Consider the following 23,865-nt stretch of genomic DNA (forward strand, 5'->3'; position numbering starts at 1 on the left):
GTAGCTGAGAACTTTTTCGGCATCCTAAAAACAGAAATGTACCATAACAAAAAGTTTAACAATGCTGATGAGCTGATTGAAGCAATCAAGGAATACATCGAGTATTACAACAACGATCGAATTAAGCTGAAACTAAAAGGCCTGAGTCCGATAGCGTATCGGAATCAGGCCTTGAAAGCCGCTTAGAACAGAGTCCAACTTTATGGGGTCAGTTCAGATTGCCGCTTTGACTCAGACTCAATTCTTAGTCATTGAACGGGATGGTAGTTTTTTGCTAGGTGGCCCGAAAAAAGCCAACCCAAAGGCTCAAAAGCAGGTATATCGTATCGATTTAAGTTCAGCAACCCCGTTATCCAGCGTGGCTTTGTCAAATTCGGTTACGCGAGATGAGAGCCATGGTCTGTTGATCGATGGCTTGACCTTAGAGCAATATGCACAGCAACGAGGTTGGGCGGCGCTAGCGGCAAAAGGCATCAAGCCTGTGAGTAAAATGCTGGTAGTAGATATGGTGAAAGAAGTGGCGTATCCACATGATAAAATGGAAGGCTTATGGGTCATTGATCATCATCATTTAGGTGTGCTTAATGACGATGATTTTGCCACCTGGTCAACGAAAGGTAAGCTCGAACAAAAATACTTGAATGGCAAAACGGTTGATTCGAATCAACTGTATATTATCAACGCTGAGTTACTGCCTGAGTAAAACAGGTTTAAATCAGGCTATCAGTTAAAAGAGCGCGTTTGCGCTCTTTTTTTATGCCCTGTGCCATGGCTTAAGAATCGTTGTCTAGTGCTTAGATGCGTACTGTTTTGATCCTAATCATAAGTATAAGCACTTAATGTTAACAATGAGAGAGAAGCTGTAGAGGATTGTTTTATATTGTTTAGATTATGTACTCTGGTCTTTTTTCGATGTTATGGTTATAACATTAACTCAAACTGCTTCAAGAACAGCATTTACCCTCAAAATATTTGAGAAAGGCCTTAATGAATTCACGCTACACCCTTGGTGATAAACAAGTTAGTGAGATTAGTCTAAAGGATTTAGCGCGACGCTCCCGATATGGTGGTTTATTTTATTTGTTGGCATTTTGGGCCGCGGTCTTTAGTTCCTCAACAGCTCGTGAGCATTTGGTCGTAATAAGCGTTTTTTCAATCTGTTTTGTGCTGTTGCAGTGCACTCGTTTTTATCTTTATCACAAAGTATTTTCCAGTGAGGCACTGCCTGTTTCGCAATACTTTACACGTTATTCATTCGTTTATAATGCTTCTGCGATTGTTTGGACCAGTGGTTCCGCTTGGTTGTTTTACGTTAACCCATTGATTGATATATCGATCACTGTGAATGTGATGTCAGCAGCTGGTATCAGTATTGGTGGTGTGACCATATTGGCCATATCTCATAAGATGCTGCGTAATTACTGCTTACTGATATGCTTGCCTTTTGCGTTTGCGGCGGCGGCATTTTTGCAAGGGCCTGGTAATTGGATTGTCATGGGGATAATTACTGGTTACGGTTTCTTTATTTACCTGACAGGGAAACAGCTTAATGTCACTTACTGGCAAGCCTTGAACGATAATTTAAAGTTATCGGAACAGGCCGAAGAGTTGGCGGCTGCGAAAGAAGCCGCAGAAGTAGCCGGCCAAGCCAAAGCTGATTTCTTAGCCGCTATGACTCATGAAATACGTACTCCTTTGAACGGCGTATTAGGGATGGCGCAACTGCTTTCTATGGGAGATTTGAGTGACCAGCAACGTCAGCAAGTGACTGTTATAAACAATGCTGGAAGCACCTTAATGCATATCATCAACAATATTTTGGACTATTCCAAAATCCACGCTCAACAGCTGACCTTGGAAAAAACACCTTTTAGTCCACAGGATGTGGTGAATGACGTGGTTCAACTGCTTTCGACACAGTCTGAAAAGAAAGGAATTAAGCTGTATTGCGATGTGCATAATGTTCCTGAATCTGTTTTAGGAGACCCTCATCGTCTTCACCAAATTCTTTATAATTTGGTCGGTAATGCCTTTAAATTTACCCATGAAGGAGAGGTGGCCATTCAAGTGTCTGGCGACAAATCAAGTGAGGACGCTAATGAGTACATGGTGTCTTTTGCGGTTAAAGACACTGGTATTGGTATTGCTCCAGAGGATCAACAACAAATTTTTGAACAGTTTTATCAGGTGAATCAATTTAATCCAGACATCCGAGGAACGGGCCTCGGTTTGAGTATCACTCAGCGCATAGTGGCACTATTGGGTGGCAAAATATCTTTGCAGAGTGAGCTTGGCGTTGGCACTGTGTTTACGGTTACTTTGCCTTTCGAAAAAGTAGAAAAAACCTCTATCGAGGAAGTGGAAGTTGCTCCTCAAAGCTCGGCAAGCGTAGCGGATCTTACTCAATCATTACGTGTTTTATTGGTTGAAGACAATAAAGTGAATCAAATTGTCTGTGAGCAATTTTTACTAAAGTTAGGATGTCGTGTTGATGTGGCGGAAAATGGTTTGATTGCCAAAGAGCGGTTTCAGCAAACGCAGGTTTATGATGTGATTTTCATGGATTGCAATATGCCCGAAATGGACGGTTTTTCGGCCACCCGAGCAATACGTCAGATTGAAATGGATCAGCAGTTATCAGAAACGCCGATCGTCGCCTTGACGGCGCACATTGAAGAAGACATAAAACGTAAATGTTTTCAGTCAGGAATGAACGCTTTTTTAAGTAAGCCGTTTTTATTCGAAGACCTTGAGCAGGTGATTAATAGTGTGCGGGTGGAACGAACAGATTGATCCAATTTGAGGTATTTTAACTGCCTCTGTAATGTTCTCTTGAGGGACTGGTTAGGCTTCTAATTCAACACAGTTACGTCCCTTTTCTTTACCTCGATACAGTGCTTTATCCGCCCGTTTAACGATCTTTAAGGCATTGTCCCTTTCCCCATGAAGTGTTGCTATGCCTAACGTAATGGTTAACGGTAATTGATAATGACTAAAGCGACCTATTGCGATTGTCTCTTTTAATTGTTCGGCGATTTTCTCTGCTTCGGATAAGTCGGTGTTAGGTAAGACGATGATGAATTCTTCGCCACCAAAACGGGCTAAATAATGATGTGCTTGAATGCCTTGATTGAGTCGATTTGCAATCTCAATAAGACAAGTGTCACCAACATCGTGTCCATATTGGTCATTGATTTTTTTGAAGTAATCAATGTCAATGAGCATTAGGCAAAATGGAGAATTCGTTACCTTTGCTTGCTTTAATTCCTTGGCGAAATGTAAGTTCAAACCTCGGCGATTGAGCAGTTCTGTGAGAGGGTCCTGTAAATTTTCAGTTTTGAGTTTCTTAGTTAATTCGTTGTATCGGTTGAGAAAAAATTGTCCAAAAACCGCGCTGAACATAATGGCGAGGATTAACCAAAACCCTCTTAGATAAGAGGTATTGTCGGCGTAATACTCTCCTGAAACATTGATAATGGAATGGCTGAAAATCGTCGCGAAAAGTACGGTGACAATTAAAAAAAGACTCGTTACAAGTGATTCAACTCGCCCCCCTATTAATGCGCCCATTACGGGATATAAAGGTAGGAATACCGCCACTTGACTGTTAACGCCACCGGAAATTGCTAGCATGGGCAAGATGATAATCAGTGCCACAATCAGGGACAGTGAAATATGCCATTCGGGTCGTGTATTAGACCGTACTAATAGATATAAACCGCTTGCGAGGAGAATATCAAAAATGCCAAGCCAAAAAAAATACGGGTGTAGCACTGCGATGATAGGGCGGGCGATTAGAGAAAATATCAAGGTGACCAAGGCCATTTCGATGATTCTCAAGGTAAGTTTGTGGTTAAACTGCGTTTGGCTTACGTCTGGCATAGGGGTCTTTAATTGTTAGTCGTTTCTATTTTTCCGCCATCATACCTGACTGAGCGGAAGTGTCTTTAGAAGTTTTGCTCGCACATTATCATTCGGTCATGGGATGACAGGTCTAATTAAAACAATAAGATGCATTATGTTGCATGAAATTAGGCTAAAAATCGAATTTTTACAGGCTTTATTGAAACAAACTGAGTCTGGTTACTAGATTGTGGTAGCGTTGTGAAAAATTAAGCGCTAAGGAATGAAAATGTGGAAGAATAAATGGTTAACTTACCTAAGTCTTACCTTGTCGACTTTTACGACGTTGTCGGCGTACGGCGAAACCTTAGAAGTGCCAAGGTGGTTTGAAATCATGTATGTGGATCAACAAGAGGCCAAACAGTTTGGTAACGATTTTGATGTGTCGTTAACACCAGGACAACATCAAATTGTGCTGCGTTTTAATAAAATTTTACGTACTGGTGGTGATTCGGAAGTGTTTCAATCAGAGCCTATTGTAATGGATGTCGAGGTCACTCAGGGGGCTTATTTACAGCTTAAAGCACCTTACATATCAACTTCTCGTCAGGCCGAAGAATATGCTGCGGCCCCAACATTTACATTGCATGATGAAGCCAGCGGTCGAGAGGTGAGTTTTCAAAAGAGAGTATTGAAAGAAAAATCGGGTTTGCAAAATTTGCGCGATTATCTGGTTGAAGTAAAGCAACTCAATGGTACTAGCGATGAATCCAATGGGCCTAGTGCGGCTCCTGTTCGTATGGAAACAAATCCAGCCTTAGGCATGCTGAAATTTTGGTATAACAGATCCGATTCAGCAACGCGTAAAGCCATGCGTATTTGGATTGCGGATTCCCAATATCAGGCTGATGTGTCAAATATACAGTTGGAAATGATGTTGCTTTGGTACAAAAAAGCGGATGATGGTGCTAGGAAAGCGTTTCAGGTTTGGTTGGTGAACGAATAGCAAAAGAAGCATTGAATAGTGCCAATACAAATGACGTTGTCATGTCGTATTGGCACTATTGTATTATCTAATTGACCTCGTTAACGAGATTGGCGCGAGTCGCAATTTTTTGATTAAACTTATCATTTACCCACAATGCCAATAGTATGATGCCACCACCGATGGTCAGTCGTATAATATCGGCATCACGATTCCAGAACACCACATTGACCAAGATGCCAGCTGGAATCAATAGGTTGTTGGCGACAGCCAGTGTTCCTATGTTGACTAACGTTGCTCCTTTATTCCAAGCAAAATACCCAAGCCCAGAAGCGACAACACCGAGATAGGTCAAAATGGCCCATTGTAGAGTGGTGGTTGGCAGCTTTTCTGGATTGCCCATCGCCAAATAACAAGGAATCACAACGGCCAGTGCACCGATGAAAAACCAGCCGAAAACGGTTCTTTGAGGTAAATCAGGGCGTTGCTTTTCAATCACACGTTTGTAACCGACTTGTCCCGCGGCAAAGCAAAGGTTAGCGCCTTGTACAATCATCAAACCTTTGATGAAGCCATCGTCGATTCCTTGATAACGAATAGCAACCGCTCCCAATATCGCTAATAAAGCACTCACCGCAAACCCCACATTAAGTCGACGATCGAGAATGTCATTTAACAGTGTGACATACAGAGGCGTCATAACCGTAAAGAGTAGAACTTCAGGCACAGACAAATAGAGGAACGATTGGTAGTAAAAACCGTACATGATGCCAAGTTGCAATGCCCCACATACCATAAGTAATAAGGCTATTTTGGCTTCAATCTGACGTAATTTCAAAAACGGCAAAAATACCAATGTGGCTAATGACACACGCATTAACACCGAAAACCAAGCGTCGACTTGTCCGGCAAGATAAACGCCAATCAAGCTAAAAGAAAAGGCCCATAAGAGGGTTACGGCGAGAAGTATAGGCATGACTGAGATTCCGTTAATGAATTTGTCGCTTAGTTTACTGGCTTCTACTTAGGAGGGAAAGCTGTTTACTTTTTCAATTATAAAAGTTTACTAATGTTTTTTTTGAACAATATCCATGCTGCCAATCAGTGTTTGTTTGGTTTATTGGAAATTACCTTACTGTGAATTCTTTGTGGTAACTGTGTTTTTTTTGACGTAAGGACTGATTGGTTACTATGGCGTCCCTTTGCTGGCTGGAACCTTGATCTAGATTAATTTTTTCTTTTGTTGGACGAGTAGTTTAGTAGCTAACACTTTGTTCTACCAAACACTATGTTCAATAAAAAGGAGTTGATTATGAAAGCGATCTATCCATTGGTTTTAGCCTCTGCTTTGTGTTCCTCGTTTGCTTTAGCACATGATGCTGGCGACTGGTTTGTACGTGGCGGTCTGGCGACTGTGATGCCAAATGAAAGCAGTGACGACGTGGCGGGTAAGGGTGAACTGGAATTGAATAATGATACCCAAGTGGGGGTGACGCTGACTTACATGTTGTCGGATACGTTCGGCTTGGAGGTGCTCGCCGCAACGCCATTTACTCATGATGTGTCGACCCGAGACCTTGGTAAAGTGGCAGAAGTCTCTCATTTGCCGCCTTCTTTCATGGCGCAATATTACTTTGGTGCAGCAAACAGTCAGGTTCGTCCATATGTTGGCGCTGGTTTGAACTACACCATCTTCTTTGATGAAGAAGGCAAAGGAGATTTAGCGGGGACGGATGTGAGCCTAGATAACTCTTTCGGCTTGGCGGCTCAAGTTGGTGTTGATGTGACGTTCGCTGAAAACTGGTTTGCTAATGCTTCACTCTGGTATATGGACATTAATACCGATGTGGAGACGACGGTTGGCACAATCGATGCTGACATTGATCCGATCACTTTTATGGCCAGTGTTGGTTATACTTTCTAGCGCTTAAAGGCTAGTTTCAACTTAAATGTTTAGATTGATTCTGACATTTTTGACTAAAAAAGCTCTTAGTGATGCCGTTAAGAGCTTTTATTTTTGCTTTGGACTAATCCATAATGTGCGCCAGTTTATGGTGTGAGTGATCAGTATGTTAGTGGAAACCTTGGTGTCGTTTGAGCAAAAAGTTAGGGCTTTTTTACTGATTCAGGAGAGCGCGGATGTTGCTCATGACCTTAACCACATTTGCCGAGTGGTAAAAGTCGCTAAGCAATTAGCCATTGAAGAGCGTGCAGAGTTTGATGTTGTGGTGCCAGCCGCTTGGTTGCACGATTGTGTGTCATTGCCTAAAAATCACCCCCAGCGTGCTTTCGCTTCAAGTATGGCGGCGGATAAAGCCGTGGCTTTTTTGCGTTCAATTGACTATCCAGAACGCTATTTGGAAGCGATTCATCACTGTATCTGTGCTCACAGTTTTAGTGCGCAAATCACCCCGAAGACCACCGAAGCTAAAATCGTTCAAGACGCAGACCGTTTAGATGCTCTGGGCGCGATAGGAGTGGCTCGTTGTATGCAGGTCAGTGGTGCACTTAACCGCGCGTTGTATGATACCGATGACCCTTTTGGTGAGTCTCGGCCTCTAGACGATGAACAAAATTCCATTGATCATTTCTATGTGAAACTCTTCAATATTGCCGATTCACTAAATACGGCCGCAGCCCGTCGTGAAGGGAAACGACGTGAGAACTTTATGCGGCAATTTTTGATTCAGCTAAAAGAGGAAATTTAGCCCTCTTTTTCGGCATTAAATTCATTAATATTATGAATCATTTTTTGACCTATGGTTAAAAACTGGTTCAACTCCTCATCCGTTAAACCCGTTTTTAAGGCATTTAACGCAGCATAATCTGCTTGCTGAAGTGTTTTGAAGACGGATTCACCTTGTTCTGTAAGAGTCAGTATTTGGCTGCGTTTATCTTTCGGGTTGGGGTGCTTTTCTACCAAATTTTGGTCAATAGGTTCTTTAAGTAACCGAGTAATCTGCCCTTTATCTTTGTAGGTAATCTCTGCAATTGAGTGAGCTGTGCATTCCGCTGTGTCATGGATTGTTTTCAGCATCAGGAAAGATAAGGGGGTTAGTGATAGTTGTTGACGTTTCATGGTTTGTTTCATGGACCTTTGTAGGCCGCTTATGGTTTGCATAAACATCTGTTGTAACTGAGATTCGAGATAGGACATGAAGGTTAAGGCTCTCAAAATGGTTGACATAGTCAACTCTTTAGATAATAATTGACATTATCAACTACTTTTTTAGAGTAAACAACTAAAATTCCCCCGAGAGAATACTCATGTCAAAAATGCTTAAAAAAATTGCCCTAATTGCCAGTTTAGTAACGGTTATAGGTGGCACACTGACTTTCGTCATGACCTGGCGTAGTCTAGGGTTTGGCGATGACTTTATGATGTCCTGGTTATCAACCTTTGCTTTGTGTGTGTTGTGTATTGCGCCAATTGGTGGTGTGTTTTCCTATTTAGTACATCATTTAGTGGATGGCGTTCTGCCTAACTTATCTGAGCTGAAACAAGATCTTGTCTTTGGTTTAATTATGGCGCTGATTATGGAATCCATCATGGCGGTTGTCACTACGATCAATTTACATGGGTGGTTGGCGCTAGAGGTCTTTATAAAGCAATGGGGAGCAACCTTCCTAGCGGCATTGCCTATGGGCATCGCTTTCTCTATTTTGATGTCCTTGGTGATTAAACGTCGCTTGACGGTGTTGTTAGCCAAAGCTTAGGTGGATTTAGCGACAGAGTGCGACGGATTTGATTTGAGCAATGACCGACATGCCGATAGACAGTCCTAATTGTTGGGCAGAAAAGCTGGTAATTCTAGACACAATAGGGGTGTCGTCAATTAACAGTCTCACTTGGGTCATGCTGGGATTGTTGGCTTCTTGTTTGAGGTCATCAATGACGGCAGACAGGCGGTTTAGAATACTGGATTGATCCGAATGGGTTAAGCTCAAACTGACGTCTCGTGCTTGAATCCTCAATCTAACCGTTTCTCCTAGCACCTCATTTCCTTGTGCAAACACAATCGACTGGTGGCCAAGACGAATCGTCGACAGCTGCCAGTCGGCATTTTGCTCGATGACCTTGCCAGCAATCAACACACTGGCATCTTGGTGATTGGCAAAAGAGGAGTCTAATTGGCTGAGTAGATCTGACGCTTTGCCTGCTTCCACCAATTTCCCTTGCTCTATCACTAAAATATGATTCGCCAATCGACTGACTTCATCTAGAGCATGGCTAACGTATAAAATTGGGATATCTGTCGCTAGGCAGACTTTTTCAAGGTAAGGCAAGATGTCTTGCTTTAGACGGTTGTCTAGCGCCGATAAGGGTTCATCCATCAATAACATACTGGGTTGTGACAACATGGCTCGAGCAATGGCGACGCGTTGCGCTTCCCCGCCGGATATTTGATGAGGATAACGCTGTAATAAAGGTTTGAGGTTCATTAGAGACAACACATCTTGATAGTCAAAGCGTTGTCTTTTTTGTTTCGCTCGCTTGATGGCAAAATTGAGATTTTGCTGTACCGTTAAATGAGGAAATAGGCTGGTATTTTGAAATACAAAACCAATCGGTCTTTGGTGCGTCGGTAGAAAGGTTTGCTCATCTTGCCAAGTTTGCCCAGCAAACTGCAAATGGCCCTGGATATTAGGTTGGAGGCCTGCAATACAACGTAATAATGTTGTTTTACCTGAGCCAGAAGGCCCAAACAACGCAGTCACACCTGAAGGTTCGAGCTGAACATTTAACTCTAATGCAAAGTCAGAAGGCGAGTGTTTTGTTTGATTGAAGTGTACCTTCAAGCCCGACTGAGTCATGACCAAATCCCCTTTTTATGTTGCTCATGTGTGCTTCTTTGAGCAAAGTAGAGCAAGCATAAGACGATAAACGCAAACGTCATCATTAATAAGGACAAGGTGTGTGCCTGCGGGTACTCTAGTGCTTCGACATGATCATAAATTTGCACGGAAATAACCTTAGTTTCCCCCGGAATATTACCGCCAATCATCAAGACAACCCCGAACTCTCCAACAGTGTGGGCAAACCCCAATACTGCGGCACTGATAAAACCGGATTTCGACAGTGGCATGACAATGGAGAAAAATCGATCCATGGGCGAAGCGCCAAGGGTCGCCGCGGCGTCTAAATGTTTCTCAGTAAGGCTGGCGAATGAATTTTGCAGGGGTTGCATAACAAAAGGTAGGGAATACAACATAGATGCAACCACAAGACCTGCAAAACTAAATGGCAGGGAAGCAACGCCCAAATCCGACAAGATTTTGCCCAGTGTACTGTTTGGGCTGAGTAAAACGAGTAAATAAAACCCCAATACGGTGGGGGGTAGTACTAATGGCATGGTGATCAAAGCGTTGATAGGGGCTTTGAAAATAGAGTGCGTTCGAGCCAACCACCAAGCGATAGGGGTGCAGAATATCAATAAGAGTAAGGTGACGACACTGGCCAACTTTAAGGTGAGCCAGATGGCTGTTAGGTCGGCTGGACTAAGGTTCATCATAACGCGTTAGTCAGCACTGTCATAGCCGAATGACTGCAGTTTTGCTTGTGTGTCTGGTCTCAGTAAAAATGCCATGAAATCCCGCGCTAAAGTAGGTTTGTCCGAATGGGATAGAATGACGCCAGCTTGAAGAATCGGTTCATGGAAGGTGGCCGGAATGGCTATTATGTGGCCTTCTGTACTGTCTTTCAAGGTTTGTGATAAGGCGACAAAACCGTATGCTACATTCCCCGAGCGGACAAATTGGTAAGTTTGTCCAATGTTCTCTCCGGTGATGAGTTTGTGTTTGACCAATGGCCAGATGCCTAAGTGCTGCAGACTTTGTTGCGCCGCTCTACCGTATGGCGCTAATTTAGGATTCGCAATGGCAATGTTTTTCGCCATTTTTAAGACCTCAGCCATGTCCTCTGTGATGAAAGAAGTGGGTGCCCATAACGCCAGTTTGCCTTTGGCATAAACGGCAAAACTGTCAGCTTGTGCTAATCCTTTATTGACTAGAGTGTGTGGCTTTTGCACATCGGCAGAAAGAAACACATCATAGGGGGCATGGTGTTGTATTTGTGCGAACAACTTCCCTGAAGACCCAAAAGATACACTCAAGTTGTGTCCTGTTTCTTGGTTGAAATCCTCAGCGATGCTCATAATTGGATTAATAAAATTTGAGGCCACGGCGAGTTTAAGAGTCTGAGCTTTAACCGTTGAAGGTAGATAGACAAGAGCGAACAAAGAAAACAGGATACAAATTTTGAACACATAGGGGCTAAGCTTGATGGTCACAATGGCGCGAGTTTTCATCTTGCTTAGGTATCCCTGTGGTGTGATTGGCTTAAGGAAATCCTTAAGCCAACAGTAAATAGCAATTTCCTTGTTCAATGCCAACTGTGGCTTTTTTCAAATGGCTTCCTTGACAAGGGCCGGTTATACAAGTGCCATCAAGGGGTGAAAAAAGAGCACCGTGATGATGACATTTTAAATAATCTTCATCGGCGACAACCTCTTGATCAGACCAGTGTAATGGCTTGTTTTGGTGTGGACAGCGATTTTCATAAGCCACAATTTCGCCTTTTTGGCGAGTGACTAAGAAATCGTAATCTTCAATTTTTAGTGTTAGCGCCTTTCCTTCAGGTAGGTCTTGCGCATTAGGTATTAGATGCTTCTGAAACACGTGATGACCGTACTATTTTTATAATGATTAGAATGACTAAAATAAACGGAAGCCAAGCTTCTATTTACCACCAACTGAAACAAAAATACGCAGTGAAATGCCAACTCGATCTATTTTCTGCGTAGGAAGACTCTAATTCGGTAAGTTAATTGAGTCAATATGCAAGAATTGAGTTAGTTTATTTTTCAGCGTTGCTTGACCAAGCTTTGCTCCCTATACTTGCGACCCATGGCCAAGAAAACTTCCAAAAAATCGACGCGTAAGTCCTCGACGAAACGTAAAAAAAACACTCAACCCTCAGTATTGAAGCGTGCTCTTCGCGCGATGTTTAAATGGGGATGTCTCATTGCCTTGATTGCCAGTGTGCCTTTTTCTATCTGGGTTTGGTGGCTTAATGGGCAAGTTGTTAGTCGCTTTGAAGGGCAGAAATGGCAAGTCCCATCAGAAGTCTATAGTGCACCCATTATCCTCAAAAGCGGTGCACCTTGGAAAAAAGCAGACCTAGAAAACCTTTTGCAAGAAACCGGCTATCGCTTTGGACGTAACAGTCAAAAGGTGGGCTGGGCGGCTCGAAGCCGTACCAAAGTCAGTGCGCACTTACGTTCCTATGTTGATCATCAAGGTTTTCATGATAGCCAACGACGAATTTTTTCCTTTGACCGTGGCTTATTGCAAATTAATGCGTTGAATGGTGATGCCATAGACGAAGCTCGTATTGAACCGCAACGAATTGGCTTTTTGTATGGTGGTAATACGGAGAGTCGCCAGATTTTAACGTATGAACAAATTCCTCAAACGCTATTGGATATTCTGGTGGCAGTCGAAGACCAAGATTTCTACCAGCATTGGGGGATATCGTTAACCGGTATTGCTCGAGCTTTGGTGGTCAATCTAACCCATGGTTCACGACGACAGGGTGGCTCCACGCTCACTCAGCAGCTCGTCAAAAACATGTACTTAAGCTCAGAGCGAACCTATACCCGTAAGCTCACAGAAGTCATAATGAGTTTATTGTTAGAGTTCCATTACTCTAAACAAGACATCATTACCGCTTACATGAACGAGGTGTACCTCGCACAAATTGGTAATCGCGCTTTACATGGTTTTGCTGCGGCCAGTCAGCACTTTTTTGGTCGACCACTCAACGAATTAAACATTGATGAATTTGCCTTGCTGGTAGGCATGGTGAAAGGGCCTTCTTTGTACAACCCTCAACGCTCGCCCGAGCGCGCCAAAACGCGACGTAATGTGGTGTTGGCGGTATTGAACCGCCAAGGAAGACTGTCGCAAGCGGATTATCAGAGTCTAATTAAGCAGCCAATTCGGTTGGCCGATAAAAAGCGTGAACGTTCTGTATACGGTGATTATTTAGATCTGGTCGCCATGCAATTGTCTCGAGATTTTGATGAAAATACCTTGGCGACGGAAAACTTAAAAATTTACACAGGGGTAGACATTCGAGCACAACGCGCGGCTAGCCAAGCGATGCAGCGACAAGTTGCCCATCTTGAACAAGGTGATCGTCGGTTGTTAGGGTTACAAGGAGCGATGGTTGTCACCGATCGCATTTCTGGACAGGTGCGAGCGATTGTCGGTTCAAGTGATCAATATTACACCGGCTTTAATCGTGCGCTTGGTGCTGTTCGACCCATTGGTTCTCTAGTGAAACCGCCGTTGTATTTATCCGCTTTGGCCACTGGGCGTTATACCTGGTGGACAAAAATTGAAGATGAGCGTTTACGCTTCAAGGTTGGTGGCGATATATGGGCGCCCGAAAACTATGACCGACGAGTTCATGGAGAGGTGCATTTGTATGAAGCCATGGCCAAGTCTTATAACTTGGCAACGATCTCTTTAGCGAACCAAATTGGCTTTGACCGAGTGGGCGACACTTTACGACAGTTAGGGGTGAAACGTCCCTTTACGATGCATCCCGCTATGGCGTTAGGCGCACTTGAGTTGTCGCCGTTTGAAGTGTCTCGCCTATACCAACCGATTGCGTCGCAAGGGCAAAGCAGTGAGCTGGGGGTTGTTTTAGCGGTGATGGATCAAAATAACCGCTTAATTAAGCGGTTTAATCGACAAACCGACGTGCCCTTTACTGACGCCATATTGGCTGTCACCTTAGATGGGATGACCAAAACGCCCGAAATTGGCACCGCTCGAGCGGCGAAAGCGGCGTTGCCGAATTTAACGTTTGCTGCGAAAACCGGTACCACAAACCAACAAAAGGACAGTTGGTACATCGGTATTACAGGAGATTACTCAACCACCGTTTGGCTGGGCGATGATGATAATGTCCCTCTTAGTATTACCGGCAGTAGTGGTGCACAAAAAGTCTGGATTGATTTTACGCGCCACGTAAATTCAATCTCACTCCCTAGTCGTTTGCCTTCTGGCGCTGGGCGTTTTCAGGTATTGAATGACTCGTTTGAAAAAGCCGCAGACCGCTGTGACAAGAAAGTGTCATTGGCGTTTGTGCTTGGTACCGAACCGAAGAAATCGACTTCCTGTTTTTGGCCTTTTTGATAAATGCATCTATACCTATCCCATTACCCTTGTTTTTTATTCGGCATAATCATAGAGTAAGCTATTGTTGTGTATGTGTTTTTATTATTTTTAGGGAGTGAACTTGCTAAAAGATCCCGATAAGGCTGGTCTCAAATGACGCTACGCGCCGTTTCATCTTATTTATTTAGCTTTGTGCTGATGGCGTTGTCGCAATTGAGTTTGGCGGCAGGGGCAGGCTTGGCTTCCTGTCATGAACTCAGCGCAACAGGTAATTCAGAATACCCCCCTTTTTTGTGGCGCGACAAACAGAATTCAATGGCATTACAGGGCGTCAATCGGATTATCATGGATGAACTGAGCCGTCGTATTGAGGTGCCGATTCGATTGCAGCATGTGGGGCCTTGGTCTAGAGCACAAAGTGAGGTCAAAGCTGGCCATATCGATCTGATGGCTGGCGCATTTTATACCAGTAATCGAGCCGACTATATGGATTATTTTACGCCGGTTTTCTTGTATACCCAGAGCGTGGTTTGGCAGCGTAAGGCGTCGCAGTTTCCTTTTCAGAGCAAAGAAGATTTACAAGGTCATTGGGGCGTCACCGTAATTAATAATAGCTTGGGTGAGCAATTTGATCGTTACGCAAAAGATAATTTGAATATATTGACGGTAGCCAGTTTAGCGCAAGCGTTAAAAATGTTGGCTGCGAATCGCGTTGATTATGTACTTTATGAAAAAAGCCCTGCTCAAGCTTACGCAGGATTACTGGGATTATCGGAAGAACTAGAGGCTGTTGAACCCCATATCAGCAGTGAAGGGCTTTATCTCACCTTATCAAAAGCGTCTGCTTGTAACACTCCCGGCCTTCGTCACCGTATAGCGGTTGCCTTAAGAGACATGAGTCAAGAAGGCTTCATGGAGCAAGCTCTACTTGATGGGGTGGCGCTTTGGTCGCTTACCAATCGTCAGGCGTTATTGAATTAAAGACGAATACAGTTCAATCCATTGGTCAGTCACCTTGTCCCAACTGTAGTCATACTGCATGGCGTTAATTTGTTTTTGATGCCAAATAGCAGGTTGATGATACGTTTCTAAACAGCGTTGTAAGCAGGCTTTTAAGGCATCGCAGGTTGTGTCTTGAAAATGGAAGCCGTTCGCTTTTTCTCCCTCTTCAAAAACGGTGTCAGCCAGCCCGCCTGTTTGTCGGACCAAAGGTAATGTACCGTATTTGAGGGCATATAGCTGGGTAAGACCACAAGGCTCAAATCGAGAGGGAATTAAAAGTACGTCCAATCCAGCTTGTAGGCGGTGAGAATACGCTTCGTCATAACCAATGCGAATGGCCACTTGTTCAGGGAATTGCTGTTGTAGCGCGATGAAACCCTGCTCTAAGGTTTTATCTCCGGATCCTAATAAAACAAAACGAGCGCCTTGTGAGAGTATCTCAGGTAGCGTTTCGAGTATCAGATCAAGCCCTTTCTGCTCTGTCAGTCGGCTCACGACACCGAATAGCGGCTTCGATAGATCGGTTGATAAATTATTTTCGGTCAATAGCGCCTGTTTGTTAATGGTTTTCTGTTCCAGTGATGTCACGCCGTAGTTCTGGCTAATCAATGGATCAATTTCTGGGTTCCAAGCATGGTAATCAACACCATTCAGAATGCCTGTAAGTTTATCCGATAGAACATTGAGGATGCCGTCTAGACCGTCACCGTATTCTGGCGTGAGAATTTCTTGAGCGTAAGAAGGGCTAACGGTGGTAATGGCATCGGCATAGACTAAGCCTGCTTTAAGGCCTGAAAATCGACCGTAGAATTCCATACCTTGCATGGTGAGTAATTCTGCTGAGAGTTGCGTGCTGGCAAATTTATGCAGGTCGAAACTGCCGTTGTAGCGTAAGTTGTGAACGGTTGTTACCACCGCAACAGATTTGTTTTGCCAGCTTTTTAAATAGGCTGCCGCAAACCCTGTTTGCCAGTCATTAAGGTGCAAAATGTCGGCTGGCCAACCAGTTAGTTCACTATGACTGACTAGATAGGCAGCGGCCCAAGAAAAGGCGCAAAAGCGTAGGTGGTTATCGTCAAAGTCTTGGCCGTTGTTATCCACATAGGGGCCGTCCTCTCTTTCATAAAGCGCCTGACATTGAACCAACCAGATCGGCGTATCATTTTCTGGTATGTGAGTTTCAAGAATACGTAAATCCCCGACACCAAATGGGTTACCTAAGTTGATAGTCTTCTGAATAGGCGCTACCTTTTCTAATATGCCTTGATAAGCTGGCATGATGAGCTTGACGTCATGACCCTTTGCTCGCAGAGCAAGAGGTAACGATCCTGCTACATCCGCCAATCCTCCAGTTTTGATCAATGGGTAAATTTCCGAGGCTGCGAAAAGTATTTTCATGGTTAGGTGTCTTTATTTTGTGTAGTAGGTTGTTGAAGTATACCTAACTGACGTTTGGATGAGAGTAATTTATCACTTTAAAGGGCTTCACATGGATTTAAATACAGCGTGCATGAAAACCATCTCCATCATCTTAGCAGGTGGACGCGGTTCTAGATTAAAACAGTTAACGGATCAACGCTCTAAGCCAGCCGTGCCAATTGCTGGTAAGTATAAAATCATCGATTTCCCTCTGTCCAATTGCATCAATTCTGGTATGCGACGAATCGCGGTGTTGACTCAGTATCGATCGCACACATTGAATCAGCATGTTCAACGAGGCTGGAATTTCCTACGCTCGGACTTCAATGAATTTATTGAGTTGTGGCCCGCTCAACAACAAACGGGAGGTGATTGGTATCGTGGTACGGCTGATGCGGTCTATCAAAATTTGGCCATGATTCGAGATTTAAAAAGTGAATACATATTGGTGTTGGCGGGAGATCATGTTTACAAGCAGGATTACAGCTTGATGTTAAAAGAACACCTTGAAAGTGGTGCCGACGTGACGGTTTCTTGCATCGAAGTTCCGGTTGAGGAAGCGCATCAGTTTGGCATTATGCACGTTGATGAAAACGATAATATCATCGCGTTTGAAGAAAAACCCTCTCATCCTCCGACCATGGCAGGTAAGCCAGAAGTGTCCTTGGCGAGCATGGGGATTTATATTTTTAACACCAAGTTCCTGTCCGAAATTTTATGCTCTGATGCGCAAGATAAGGAATCTAGCCACGATTTTGGCAAAGATTTAATTCCCTATTTTGTTGGCCGAAGTCATATCAAAGCGCACCATTTTTCCAACAGTGTGGTGATGAACGAAAATTATCCACAAGATGCTTATTGGCGTGATGTGGGGACGTTAACGGCCTATTGGGAAGCCAATATGGACCTCACTAAGCTCGTGCCTGAGTTAGATTTATACGATGAAAATTGGCCAATTCGAACGGCTCATTATCAACGTCCTGCTGCTAAGTTTAATTACAATTACGAAGAGCGCATTGGCACGGCTCTCAACTCCGTGGTGTCAGCGGGTTGTATTGTCTCTGGGTCGACCGTGGAGCAATCGATTCTATTCAATAACGTGCGAGTGAATTCCTATTCTCATGTCAATGAATGCGTCATTTTACCGAGATGTGACATAGGTCGTCATTGTCGCCTGAGCAAGGTGGTGGTGGATTCTGATTGTCAGATCCCTGAAGGTACTGTGATTGGCGAAGACCCACAACAAGATAGCGTGCGTTTTTACCGAAACGAAGATGGCATTACCTTGGTGACGCAAGCCATGATAGAAGCATTAACCTGAAGAAAGCGCAATTAGTTGCCTTGGCTTGCTTGAAAAGTGGAAATTAGGGCGCATTAGTAGGGTTTAGCTTGCGTGTTTCGGTTATCCCCGTAACCTGTGGATAACCCTATTGGTGACTTAATGATAACTCATTGGAGGCCAGTATAAATCGTGCTTTGCGAAGGGGTGTTCAATTCTTCTTCAGTGCCGAAATTAAGTATGAATCTTGCGCAGTGTTGTTTCTTTTTTATGCTGACCAGAAGTAGGGGAGCTTATGTTTACAGGTATTATTCAAGGCAAGGCAAGTGTTCAATCGGTTACTCAAGATGGTCGCAATAAACGTTTAGAAATCTTGTTCCCTGAAGGCGTGATGTTAAGTCAGCAGTTGGGGGCCAGTGTGGCCATTAATGGTGTCTGCCTAACGGTGGCGGAAATAGCGCATGATGTACTGACATTTGATGTCATTGATACGACACTTGCCTTGACCAATATTGGCTTATTGCAAGTCGGTGATACGGTGAATTTTGAACGTGCTGCTAGAATGGGCGATGAAATTGGTGGTCACGTTATGTCGGGCCATATCATGACGTCAGTGACGGTTTCTCGTATAGAGAAAATAGAGGAAAGTGTGCACATTCGTTTCGTCACGGATCGTCAGCAAGAAGTGGATGCGCGACGCTATTTGTTTGATAAGGGTTATGTGGGATTGAATGGCGCTAGCTTGACCATTAGTGACATAGGTGATGATTGGCTAGAAGTGTCTTTAATTCCAGAAACGTTGCGCTTAACGACGTTTTCGATCTTGTCCGTTGGTGACAAGGTGAATTTGGAGATTGATGCCCATACTCAAGCAACCGTGGATACGGTAGAGCGGGTATTAAAAGAGAAAGGCATTGTCCTGCCTTAAGGAAGGCGTGAAATCAATGGAGTCCTAAGCGGAATTTCGGTAGAATGCTCGGCAAATTCTAACCAGATAATAGGTTGATAACTCGGCTTGATACGCTTAGCAAGAAAGTATCTTGTGGAAAACTGGCTATCTTGTGACGCCTTATCAACCTGTGATCATTTTAATATCGCTTTTATAGTGTGAGAAAATAGTGTCTTCAAACAACCTTAAGCACATACGAAATTTCAGCATCATCGCCCACATTGACCATGGTAAATCCACTTTGGCGGATCGTTTTATTCAAGCCTGCGAAGGTTTGAGTGAACGTGAAATGTCTGCTCAAGTACTTGATTCAATGGACATCGAACGTGAGCGTGGCATTACCATCAAGGCACAAAGTGTGACTTTGGACTACCAAGCAAAAGACGGTGAAACCTATCAGTTAAATTTCATTGATACCCCAGGACACGTAGACTTCTCGTATGAAGTGTCTCGTTCACTGGCGGCTTGTGAAGGGGCTTTGCTGGTGGTCGATGCGGCACAAGGTGTAGAAGCACAGTCTGTTGCCAATTGTTATACCGCGATTGAACAAGGCCTTGAGGTCATGCCGGTTTTAAACAAAATTGACTTGCCTCAAGCTGAACCCGAGCGAGTCAGTGCTGAGATTGAAGAAATTATCGGCATTGATGCGATGGACGCGGTGACCTGCTCGGCGAAGACTGGGATGGGGGTTGAAGACGTGTTAGAGCGTTTGGTGGCCACGGTACCCGCGCCAGAAGGTGATACGGCAGCACCATTGCAAGCTCTCATCATTGACTCATGGTTTGATAACTACCTAGGCGTTGTGTCTCTGGTTCGAATCAAACAGGGGACTTTGCGTAAGAAAGACAAGATTTTCATTAAATCCACCAAACAAGCACACCCAGTGGACATGGCGGGTATTTTCACACCAAAACGTAAAGAAACCGGTGTCTTGAAAGCCGGTGAAGTAGGTTATGTTGTGGCGGGTATTAAAGACATTCATGGTGCGCCAGTGGGTGACACCATCACTCATGCCACTACCCCAGATGTAGAGCAGTTGTCAGGTTTCCAAAAAGTGAAACCTCAGGTCTACGCTGGTCTGTTCCCTGTCAGCTCAGATGATTATGAAGACTTTCGCGTTGCCTTAGGCAAGTTGACATTGAATGATGCGTCCTTGTTCTACGAGCCAGAAAGCTCCGATGCATTGGGCTTTGGTTTCCGTTGTGGCTTCCTAGGCATGCTGCACATGGAAATCATCCAAGAGCGTTTGGAACGAGAATACGACCTAGACTTGATTACTACCGCGCCAACAGTTGTGTACGAAATTGAGTTGAACAATGACGAAGTGGTGTATGTTGATAGCCCTTCTAAAATGCCAGACCCAGGTACGGTCAAAGAAATGCGCGAACCCATTGTGGAAGCGAATATACTGGTACCGCAAGAGTTTCTAGGCAACGTCATTACGCTTTGTGTGGAAAAGCGTGGCGTACAAAAAGACATGCAATATGTTGGTCGTCAGGTGCAATTACGTTATGAGTTGCCGATGAACGAAGTGGTAATGGATTTCTTTGATAAATTGAAATCTTGCAGCCGTGGTTTTGCTTCCTTGGATTACAGTTTCTCGCATTTCAGTGCTGCGTCTTTGTGCCGCTTAGACATCCTCATCAATGGTGAGCGTGTTGATGCTTTGGCTTTGATTATGCATAAGGATAACGTTCAATTTAAAGGACGTGCTTTGTGTGAAAAAATGAAAGATCTCATTCCTCGTCAAATGTTTGATGTGGCGATTCAAGGGGCGGTTGGGGCAAAAGTGATTTCACGTACGACCGTTAAAGCCCTACGTAAAAATGTAACAGCCAAATGTTACGGTGGTGACGTGAGTCGTAAGAAGAAATTGTTACAGAAGCAGAAAGAAGGTAAGAAGCGCATGAAGCAGGTTGGTAATGTGGAAGTGCCACAATCTGCTTTCCTTGCGGTTTTGCAGCTGGACAGCTAATAAAAAACCAAATCGATGCGTGAGCATCTCGGTGGAGTAATGTTGTATGGGTTTTGATTTTGAGTTGATACTGGCCGTTGCCTTTTTGGTTACTGGTGCTTTCTGGGTATATGATCGAATTGTGTTTGCGCCAAAGCGTAAACAGATTTTGTCTGGTATGGATCAAGCGGCGCAAAAGGCCATAAGTAAAGAAGCCAAAGAACGTTTGGCTGATACGCCTAAGCTGGTATCTGAGGTCAAATCTTACTTTGTGATTATCGCGGTGATATTTGGCTTGCGCTCGTTTGTGGTTGAACCGTTTCAAATCCCATCAGGATCTATGTTACCGACGTTGCAGATCGGCGATTTCATTTTGGTGAACAAGTTTGATTATGGCTTGCGCTTGCCTGTCACCAATACCACGTTAATCCCAACGTCTGAACCGAAGCGTGGCGATGTGGTGGTGTTTAAATATCCTTTGGATCCTAGTCTAAACTACATTAAGCGTTTGGTTGGTTTGCCTGGTGACAAGATCCGCTATCACGATAAGGTGTTAACGGTGAATGGTCAGCAGGTCAGTAAAGAGTTTTTGGCCGCTTTGCCTATTTCACTCAATCCGAATAGAGAGCCAGTCACTCTCTTTAAAGAAAATTTAGGTGGTGTAGAGCACGACATCTATAATAGTAATCGTAACACGCCACATGAAGGTAATTGGGTTGTGCCGGAAGGTCATTATTTTGTGATGGGTGATAACCGCGATAACAGCGCAGATAGTCGCTTCTGGGGCTTTGTACCAGAAGAAAATATGAAGGGGCGTGCATTTTATGTGTGGCTTCATTGGGATGACTTTTTCAGTATCCCAAGTTTTAAAAATAACGGTTTGATTGAATAAATAATTGGAGACATTTTGAGTTCACTGTATCAGAAGTTGTGTCGGCGCATAGGCTATTTTTTTGCCGACCTTGGATTGCTTGAACTGGCGCTGACGCACCGCAGTTATGGCGGGAAAAACAATGAGCGTCTTGAGTTCTTGGGTGATTCGATTCTCAATTATGTGATAGCGGAAGACTTGTTTCATCGTTTTCCAAAAGCCAAGGAAGGAGAATTAAGTCGCTTACGTGCATCATTGGTTAAAGGGGATACGTTGGCTGAGTTAGCGCGTGAATTCCAGCTGGGCGATTTTTTAAAGCTGGGCGCTGGCGAATTGAAAAGCGGTGGTTTTCGTCGCGATTCGATTTTAGCTGACAGCGTTGAAGGTATTATCGGCGCTATGTACTTAGATGCTGGCATGGACGTTTGTCGTCAACATATTTTAGCTTGGTACAAAGATCGTTTAGACGCGACTTCCCTGAAAGTGGTGACGAAAGACGCCAAAACGCGTTTGCAAGAATACCTACAAGCCAGAAAACATGCTTTGCCTCAGTATGAAGTGGTCGATATTGTTGGCGAACCTCATGATCAAACGTTTCATGTGCATTGCCACATAGAACTGTGTAATGACTCTATTGAGGGGCGCGGCAATAGTCGCCGTATTGCTGAACAAAATGCAGCGGCAAAAGCTTTAGAAAAATTGGAAGAAGTGAATGTCTGATGTTGAAGTAACCCATTGTGGTTATATTGCCATAGTTGGCCGCCCGAATGTGGGCAAATCGACCCTGCTTAACCATATTCTAGGGCAAAAGCTTTCGATTACCTCTCGTAAGCCACAGACCACGCGGGATCAGATTCTTGGGGTGAAAACTGAGGGTCATATTCAGGCTATTTATGTAGACACTCCAGGATTGCATTTGGGGGAAACTAAGGCCATTAACCGCATTATGAATCGCACCGCAACGGCGGCATTGAAAGATGTGGATTTGGTGTTGTTTGTGGTTGATGCGGATCGTTGGACGGAAGAAGATGAGTCTGTTTTACAAAAGGTGAAGTTTGCTTCTTGTCCTGTGGTCTTGGTCGTAAATAAGGTAGATCAACTGGATCAGAAAGAGGAACTGTTGCCTCGTTTGGCGAATTTGTCCGAACGCATGGACTTCGCACAAATTGTACCGATCTCGGCTCTGCGAAATAAGAATTTAGATCGTCTTGAGCGTTTGGTGGAAAGCTATATTCCAGAGGGAATGCAGTATTACCCAGAAGACCAAATCACCAACCGCAGCTCGCGTTTCTTGGCGGCTGAAATTGTACGTGAAAAAATTACCCGTCAATTAGGTCAGGAAGTACCTTATGAAGTGGCGGTGCAAATTGAAGAGTTTGTTTATGAAGAAACCGCGATTCATATTAGTGCTTTGATCTTGGTTGAGCGCAATGGTCAAAAACGCATCATCATTGGTGATCGTGGCGAAAAAATTAAGCTTATTGGTAAGGAAGCTCGTATTGACATGGAAGACTTATTTCAACATAAAGTGATGTTGAATTTGTGGATTAAGGTGCGTTCAGGTTGGTCTGATGATGAGCGTGCTTTGGCAAGTCTGGGCTATCAGGAAGAGTAAGTCGGATGCGCGCTAATGGGTATGTCATTCATACTCGTCCGTTTCAGGACAATAAGGTGCTGGTTGACCTATTGACCGAAGAACAAGGTTTGATGCGCGGTGTTTGGCGATTACCAAAAAAAGAGGCTCGGGTCTTACCTGGGCCTTTTTTGCGTTATGAGCTGGATTATGTGGGACGTAGTGACCTAAAGACGATCAAAAGTTTGGAGTCTCTGTCTGCTCCGAGTTCATTGGATGGACTCAGTTTGTACGCGGCCTTGTATGTTCATGAATTGTTGGAGAAACTGTTACCAACCAATTTACCTCTGCCCGATGTCTACGCCTTGTATCAATGGCTGATTGAAAGTTTGCATGCCGGTGCGCCCATTGCACCACTGTTAAGGCGTTTTGAGGTGGGGTTGTTTGCTGACTTGGGGTCAAGCATTAGTATGGGTGTAACGGGGCGTGGTGAGCCGTTGGACGCGAAGCAGATGTATCAGTTTCATGGTCAATTTGGTTTACGTCCTTATCATGGAGAGATATTGAAACAAGCGCCGATTCTCTTTGTCGAAGGGCAAGTGGCGTTGCAATATCACGCTGGTGCATGGCGTGATAAACAGGTTTTAAGCTTAGCAAAAGTGTTGCATCGGCATTGGTTAGATGGTTTGTTAAATGGTAAACCAGTGGTGTCTCGTGAGCTGCTGCCAGCCACCTCATTCAATGGCGAGTTACATTTAGGTGTGCCAGTCTTTCGAGCCCAGTAAGGGCGTTTTAACGATA

24 protein-coding genes are annotated in these 23,865 nt (G+C 44.1%); 16 read left to right on the top strand and 8 right to left on the bottom strand.

Features of this window, described 5'->3' with window-relative positions:
- From OA79_RS13995 to OA79_RS14005, 3 genes are all read left to right on the top strand, one after another.
- On the top strand, nucleotides 1–186 hold a 186-nt coding region (locus OA79_RS13995; protein ID WP_082825478.1), incomplete at its 5' end, for an IS3 family transposase.
- A gap of 16 nt (nucleotides 187–202) precedes the next feature.
- On the top strand, nucleotides 203–703 hold the full coding sequence (locus OA79_RS14000; RefSeq protein WP_231908880.1) for an esterase-like activity of phytase family protein: 501 nt from the start codon (nucleotides 203–205) through the stop codon (nucleotides 701–703).
- A gap of 284 nt (nucleotides 704–987) precedes the next feature.
- Nucleotides 988–2,793 (top strand): ATP-binding protein, encoded by a 1,806-nt coding sequence (locus OA79_RS14005; RefSeq protein ID WP_063333860.1) that lies wholly within the window; start codon nucleotides 988–990, stop codon nucleotides 2,791–2,793.
- Nucleotides 2,794–2,844: 51 nt separating this feature from the next.
- On the opposite strand, the gene OA79_RS14010 is transcribed toward OA79_RS14005, so the two are convergent.
- Nucleotides 2,845–3,882, bottom strand: coding sequence for a GGDEF domain-containing protein (locus tag OA79_RS14010; protein WP_063333861.1), 1,038 nt, complete (start codon nucleotides 3,880–3,882; stop codon nucleotides 2,845–2,847).
- A gap of 250 nt (nucleotides 3,883–4,132) precedes the next feature.
- Between OA79_RS14010 and OA79_RS14015 the strand changes: the two genes are divergently transcribed.
- Nucleotides 4,133–4,849: a YccT family protein gene (locus tag OA79_RS14015; protein WP_063333862.1), complete on the top strand. Its 717-nt coding sequence runs from the start codon at nucleotides 4,133–4,135 to the stop codon at nucleotides 4,847–4,849.
- A 67-nt stretch (nucleotides 4,850–4,916) separates the two neighbouring features.
- On the opposite strand, the gene OA79_RS14020 is transcribed toward OA79_RS14015, so the two are convergent.
- Entirely contained in the window at nucleotides 4,917–5,804 is an 888-nt protein-coding gene (locus tag OA79_RS14020; protein ID WP_063333863.1) for a carboxylate/amino acid/amine transporter, read from the bottom strand.
- Between the two features lie 336 nt (nucleotides 5,805–6,140).
- Between OA79_RS14020 and OA79_RS14025 the strand changes: the two genes are divergently transcribed.
- Together OA79_RS14025 and OA79_RS14030 are read left to right on the top strand one after the other, a co-directional pair.
- Nucleotides 6,141–6,752: an OmpW family outer membrane protein gene (locus OA79_RS14025; protein ID WP_063333864.1), complete on the top strand. Its 612-nt coding sequence runs from the start codon at nucleotides 6,141–6,143 to the stop codon at nucleotides 6,750–6,752.
- 145 nt (nucleotides 6,753–6,897) lie between these two features.
- Complete coding sequence (locus tag OA79_RS14030; RefSeq protein WP_063333865.1) at nucleotides 6,898–7,536, top strand: HD domain-containing protein; 639 nt, start codon at nucleotides 6,898–6,900, stop codon at nucleotides 7,534–7,536.
- On the opposite strand, the gene OA79_RS14035 is transcribed toward OA79_RS14030, so the two are convergent.
- On the bottom strand, nucleotides 7,533–8,015 hold the full coding sequence (locus tag OA79_RS14035) for a MarR family winged helix-turn-helix transcriptional regulator (RefSeq protein WP_063333866.1): 483 nt from the start codon (nucleotides 8,013–8,015) through the stop codon (nucleotides 7,533–7,535). The two genes, OA79_RS14030 and OA79_RS14035, sit on opposite strands and share 4 nt — an antisense overlap.
- Before the next feature lie 80 nt (nucleotides 8,016–8,095).
- On the opposite strand from OA79_RS14035, the gene OA79_RS14040 reads away from it, so the two are divergent.
- Nucleotides 8,096–8,545, top strand: a complete 450-nt coding sequence (locus OA79_RS14040; RefSeq protein ID WP_063333867.1) for a DUF2798 domain-containing protein — start codon at nucleotides 8,096–8,098, stop codon at nucleotides 8,543–8,545.
- Nucleotides 8,546–8,551: 6 nt separating this feature from the next.
- Here the strand turns inward: OA79_RS14040 and modC are convergent, their stop codons facing one another.
- From modC to OA79_RS14060, 4 genes are read right to left on the bottom strand one after another with little or no spacing between them, the layout of a single operon-like run.
- Nucleotides 8,552–9,643, bottom strand: a complete 1,092-nt coding sequence (gene modC, locus OA79_RS14045) for a molybdenum ABC transporter ATP-binding protein (protein WP_063333868.1) — start codon at nucleotides 9,641–9,643, stop codon at nucleotides 8,552–8,554.
- Entirely contained in the window at nucleotides 9,640–10,341 is a 702-nt protein-coding gene (modB, locus tag OA79_RS14050; RefSeq protein ID WP_156486277.1) for a molybdate ABC transporter permease subunit, read from the bottom strand. Before modB ends, modC begins: the two co-directional genes overlap by 4 nt.
- A 6-nt stretch (nucleotides 10,342–10,347) precedes the next feature.
- Nucleotides 10,348–11,136 (bottom strand): molybdate ABC transporter substrate-binding protein, encoded by a 789-nt coding sequence (modA, locus tag OA79_RS14055; protein WP_082825479.1) that lies wholly within the window; start codon nucleotides 11,134–11,136, stop codon nucleotides 10,348–10,350.
- Nucleotides 11,137–11,179: 43 nt separating this feature from the next.
- Complete coding sequence (locus OA79_RS14060; protein ID WP_063333870.1) at nucleotides 11,180–11,506, bottom strand: Rieske (2Fe-2S) protein; 327 nt, start codon at nucleotides 11,504–11,506, stop codon at nucleotides 11,180–11,182.
- A gap of 228 nt (nucleotides 11,507–11,734) precedes the next feature.
- On the opposite strand from OA79_RS14060, the gene OA79_RS14065 reads away from it, so the two are divergent.
- Complete coding sequence (locus tag OA79_RS14065) at nucleotides 11,735–14,035, top strand: transglycosylase domain-containing protein (RefSeq protein ID WP_063333871.1); 2,301 nt, start codon at nucleotides 11,735–11,737, stop codon at nucleotides 14,033–14,035.
- Between the two features lie 135 nt (nucleotides 14,036–14,170).
- Entirely contained in the window at nucleotides 14,171–14,998 is an 828-nt protein-coding gene (locus tag OA79_RS14070; RefSeq protein ID WP_063333872.1) for a substrate-binding periplasmic protein, read from the top strand.
- Here OA79_RS14070 and glgA read toward each other — a convergent pair.
- Complete coding sequence (gene glgA / locus OA79_RS14075; RefSeq protein WP_063333873.1) at nucleotides 14,987–16,417, bottom strand: glycogen synthase GlgA; 1,431 nt, start codon at nucleotides 16,415–16,417, stop codon at nucleotides 14,987–14,989. The two genes, OA79_RS14070 and glgA, sit on opposite strands and share 12 nt — an antisense overlap.
- A gap of 91 nt (nucleotides 16,418–16,508) precedes the next feature.
- Here glgA and glgC point away from each other — a divergent pair, with 91 nt between their 5' ends.
- The 7 genes from glgC (at nucleotide 16,509) to recO (ending at nucleotide 23,849) form a co-directional block, all read left to right on the top strand.
- Entirely contained in the window at nucleotides 16,509–17,759 is a 1,251-nt protein-coding gene (gene glgC / locus OA79_RS14080; RefSeq protein ID WP_063333874.1) for a glucose-1-phosphate adenylyltransferase, read from the top strand.
- A 253-nt stretch (nucleotides 17,760–18,012) separates the two neighbouring features.
- Nucleotides 18,013–18,645, top strand: coding sequence for a riboflavin synthase (locus OA79_RS14085; protein WP_063333875.1), 633 nt, complete (start codon nucleotides 18,013–18,015; stop codon nucleotides 18,643–18,645).
- A gap of 190 nt (nucleotides 18,646–18,835) precedes the next feature.
- Nucleotides 18,836–20,641 (top strand): translation elongation factor 4, encoded by a 1,806-nt coding sequence (gene lepA, locus OA79_RS14090; RefSeq protein ID WP_063333876.1) that lies wholly within the window; start codon nucleotides 18,836–18,838, stop codon nucleotides 20,639–20,641.
- Nucleotides 20,642–20,687: 46 nt separating this feature from the next.
- The gene (gene lepB / locus OA79_RS14095) at nucleotides 20,688–21,512 is read left to right on the top strand and encodes a signal peptidase I (RefSeq protein ID WP_063333877.1); all 825 of its coding nucleotides are present in this window, start codon (nucleotides 20,688–20,690) and stop codon (nucleotides 21,510–21,512) included.
- Between the two features lie 15 nt (nucleotides 21,513–21,527).
- Entirely contained in the window at nucleotides 21,528–22,211 is a 684-nt protein-coding gene (gene rnc / locus OA79_RS14100; protein ID WP_063333878.1) for a ribonuclease III, read from the top strand.
- Nucleotides 22,204–23,106, top strand: coding sequence for a GTPase Era (gene era, locus OA79_RS14105; RefSeq protein WP_063333879.1), 903 nt, complete (start codon nucleotides 22,204–22,206; stop codon nucleotides 23,104–23,106). The genes rnc and era overlap by 8 nt, the downstream gene beginning before the upstream one ends.
- A gap of 5 nt (nucleotides 23,107–23,111) precedes the next feature.
- Entirely contained in the window at nucleotides 23,112–23,849 is a 738-nt protein-coding gene (recO, locus tag OA79_RS14110) for a DNA repair protein RecO (RefSeq protein ID WP_063333880.1), read from the top strand.
- Nucleotides 23,850–23,865: the final 16 nt, after the last annotated feature.

The sequence above is a fragment of the Marinomonas sp. TW1 genome (genome assembly GCF_001625355.1).
Lineage (GTDB): Bacteria > Pseudomonadota > Gammaproteobacteria > Pseudomonadales > Marinomonadaceae > Marinomonas.

What these genes read in the sequence shown, in the direction of transcription:
- OA79_RS14025 (WP_063333864.1), top strand. Translation starts at nt 6,141, where the DNA reads ATGAAAGCGATCTATCCATTGGTTTTAGCCTCTGCTTTGTGTTCCTCG.
- OA79_RS14030 (WP_063333865.1), top strand. Translation starts at nt 6,898, where the DNA reads ATGTTAGTGGAAACCTTGGTGTCGTTTGAGCAAAAAGTTAGGGCTTTT.
- OA79_RS14065 (WP_063333871.1), top strand. Translation starts at nt 11,735, where the DNA reads ATGGCCAAGAAAACTTCCAAAAAATCGACGCGTAAGTCCTCGACGAAA.
- OA79_RS14085 (WP_063333875.1), top strand. Translation starts at nt 18,013, where the DNA reads ATGTTTACAGGTATTATTCAAGGCAAGGCAAGTGTTCAATCGGTTACT.
- era (WP_063333879.1), top strand. Translation starts at nt 22,204, where the DNA reads ATGTCTGATGTTGAAGTAACCCATTGTGGTTATATTGCCATAGTTGGC.
- modA (WP_082825479.1), bottom strand. Translation starts at nt 11,136, where the DNA reads ATGAAAACTCGCGCCATTGTGACCATCAAGCTTAGCCCCTATGTGTTC.
- glgC (WP_063333874.1), top strand. Translation starts at nt 16,509, where the DNA reads ATGGATTTAAATACAGCGTGCATGAAAACCATCTCCATCATCTTAGCA.
- modC (WP_063333868.1), bottom strand. Translation starts at nt 9,643, where the DNA reads ATGACTCAGTCGGGCTTGAAGGTACACTTCAATCAAACAAAACACTCG.
- modB (WP_156486277.1), bottom strand. Translation starts at nt 10,341, where the DNA reads ATGATGAACCTTAGTCCAGCCGACCTAACAGCCATCTGGCTCACCTTA.
- OA79_RS14010 (WP_063333861.1), bottom strand. Translation starts at nt 3,882, where the DNA reads ATGCCAGACGTAAGCCAAACGCAGTTTAACCACAAACTTACCTTGAGA.
- OA79_RS14005 (WP_063333860.1), top strand. Translation starts at nt 988, where the DNA reads ATGAATTCACGCTACACCCTTGGTGATAAACAAGTTAGTGAGATTAGT.
- recO (WP_063333880.1), top strand. Translation starts at nt 23,112, where the DNA reads ATGCGCGCTAATGGGTATGTCATTCATACTCGTCCGTTTCAGGACAAT.
- OA79_RS14035 (WP_063333866.1), bottom strand. Translation starts at nt 8,015, where the DNA reads ATGTCAACCATTTTGAGAGCCTTAACCTTCATGTCCTATCTCGAATCT.
- OA79_RS14040 (WP_063333867.1), top strand. Translation starts at nt 8,096, where the DNA reads ATGTCAAAAATGCTTAAAAAAATTGCCCTAATTGCCAGTTTAGTAACG.
- lepB (WP_063333877.1), top strand. Translation starts at nt 20,688, where the DNA reads ATGGGTTTTGATTTTGAGTTGATACTGGCCGTTGCCTTTTTGGTTACT.
- OA79_RS14070 (WP_063333872.1), top strand. Translation starts at nt 14,171, where the DNA reads ATGACGCTACGCGCCGTTTCATCTTATTTATTTAGCTTTGTGCTGATG.
- OA79_RS14015 (WP_063333862.1), top strand. Translation starts at nt 4,133, where the DNA reads ATGTGGAAGAATAAATGGTTAACTTACCTAAGTCTTACCTTGTCGACT.
- OA79_RS14000 (WP_231908880.1), top strand. Translation starts at nt 203, where the DNA reads ATGGGGTCAGTTCAGATTGCCGCTTTGACTCAGACTCAATTCTTAGTC.
- glgA (WP_063333873.1), bottom strand. Translation starts at nt 16,417, where the DNA reads ATGAAAATACTTTTCGCAGCCTCGGAAATTTACCCATTGATCAAAACT.
- OA79_RS14020 (WP_063333863.1), bottom strand. Translation starts at nt 5,804, where the DNA reads ATGCCTATACTTCTCGCCGTAACCCTCTTATGGGCCTTTTCTTTTAGC.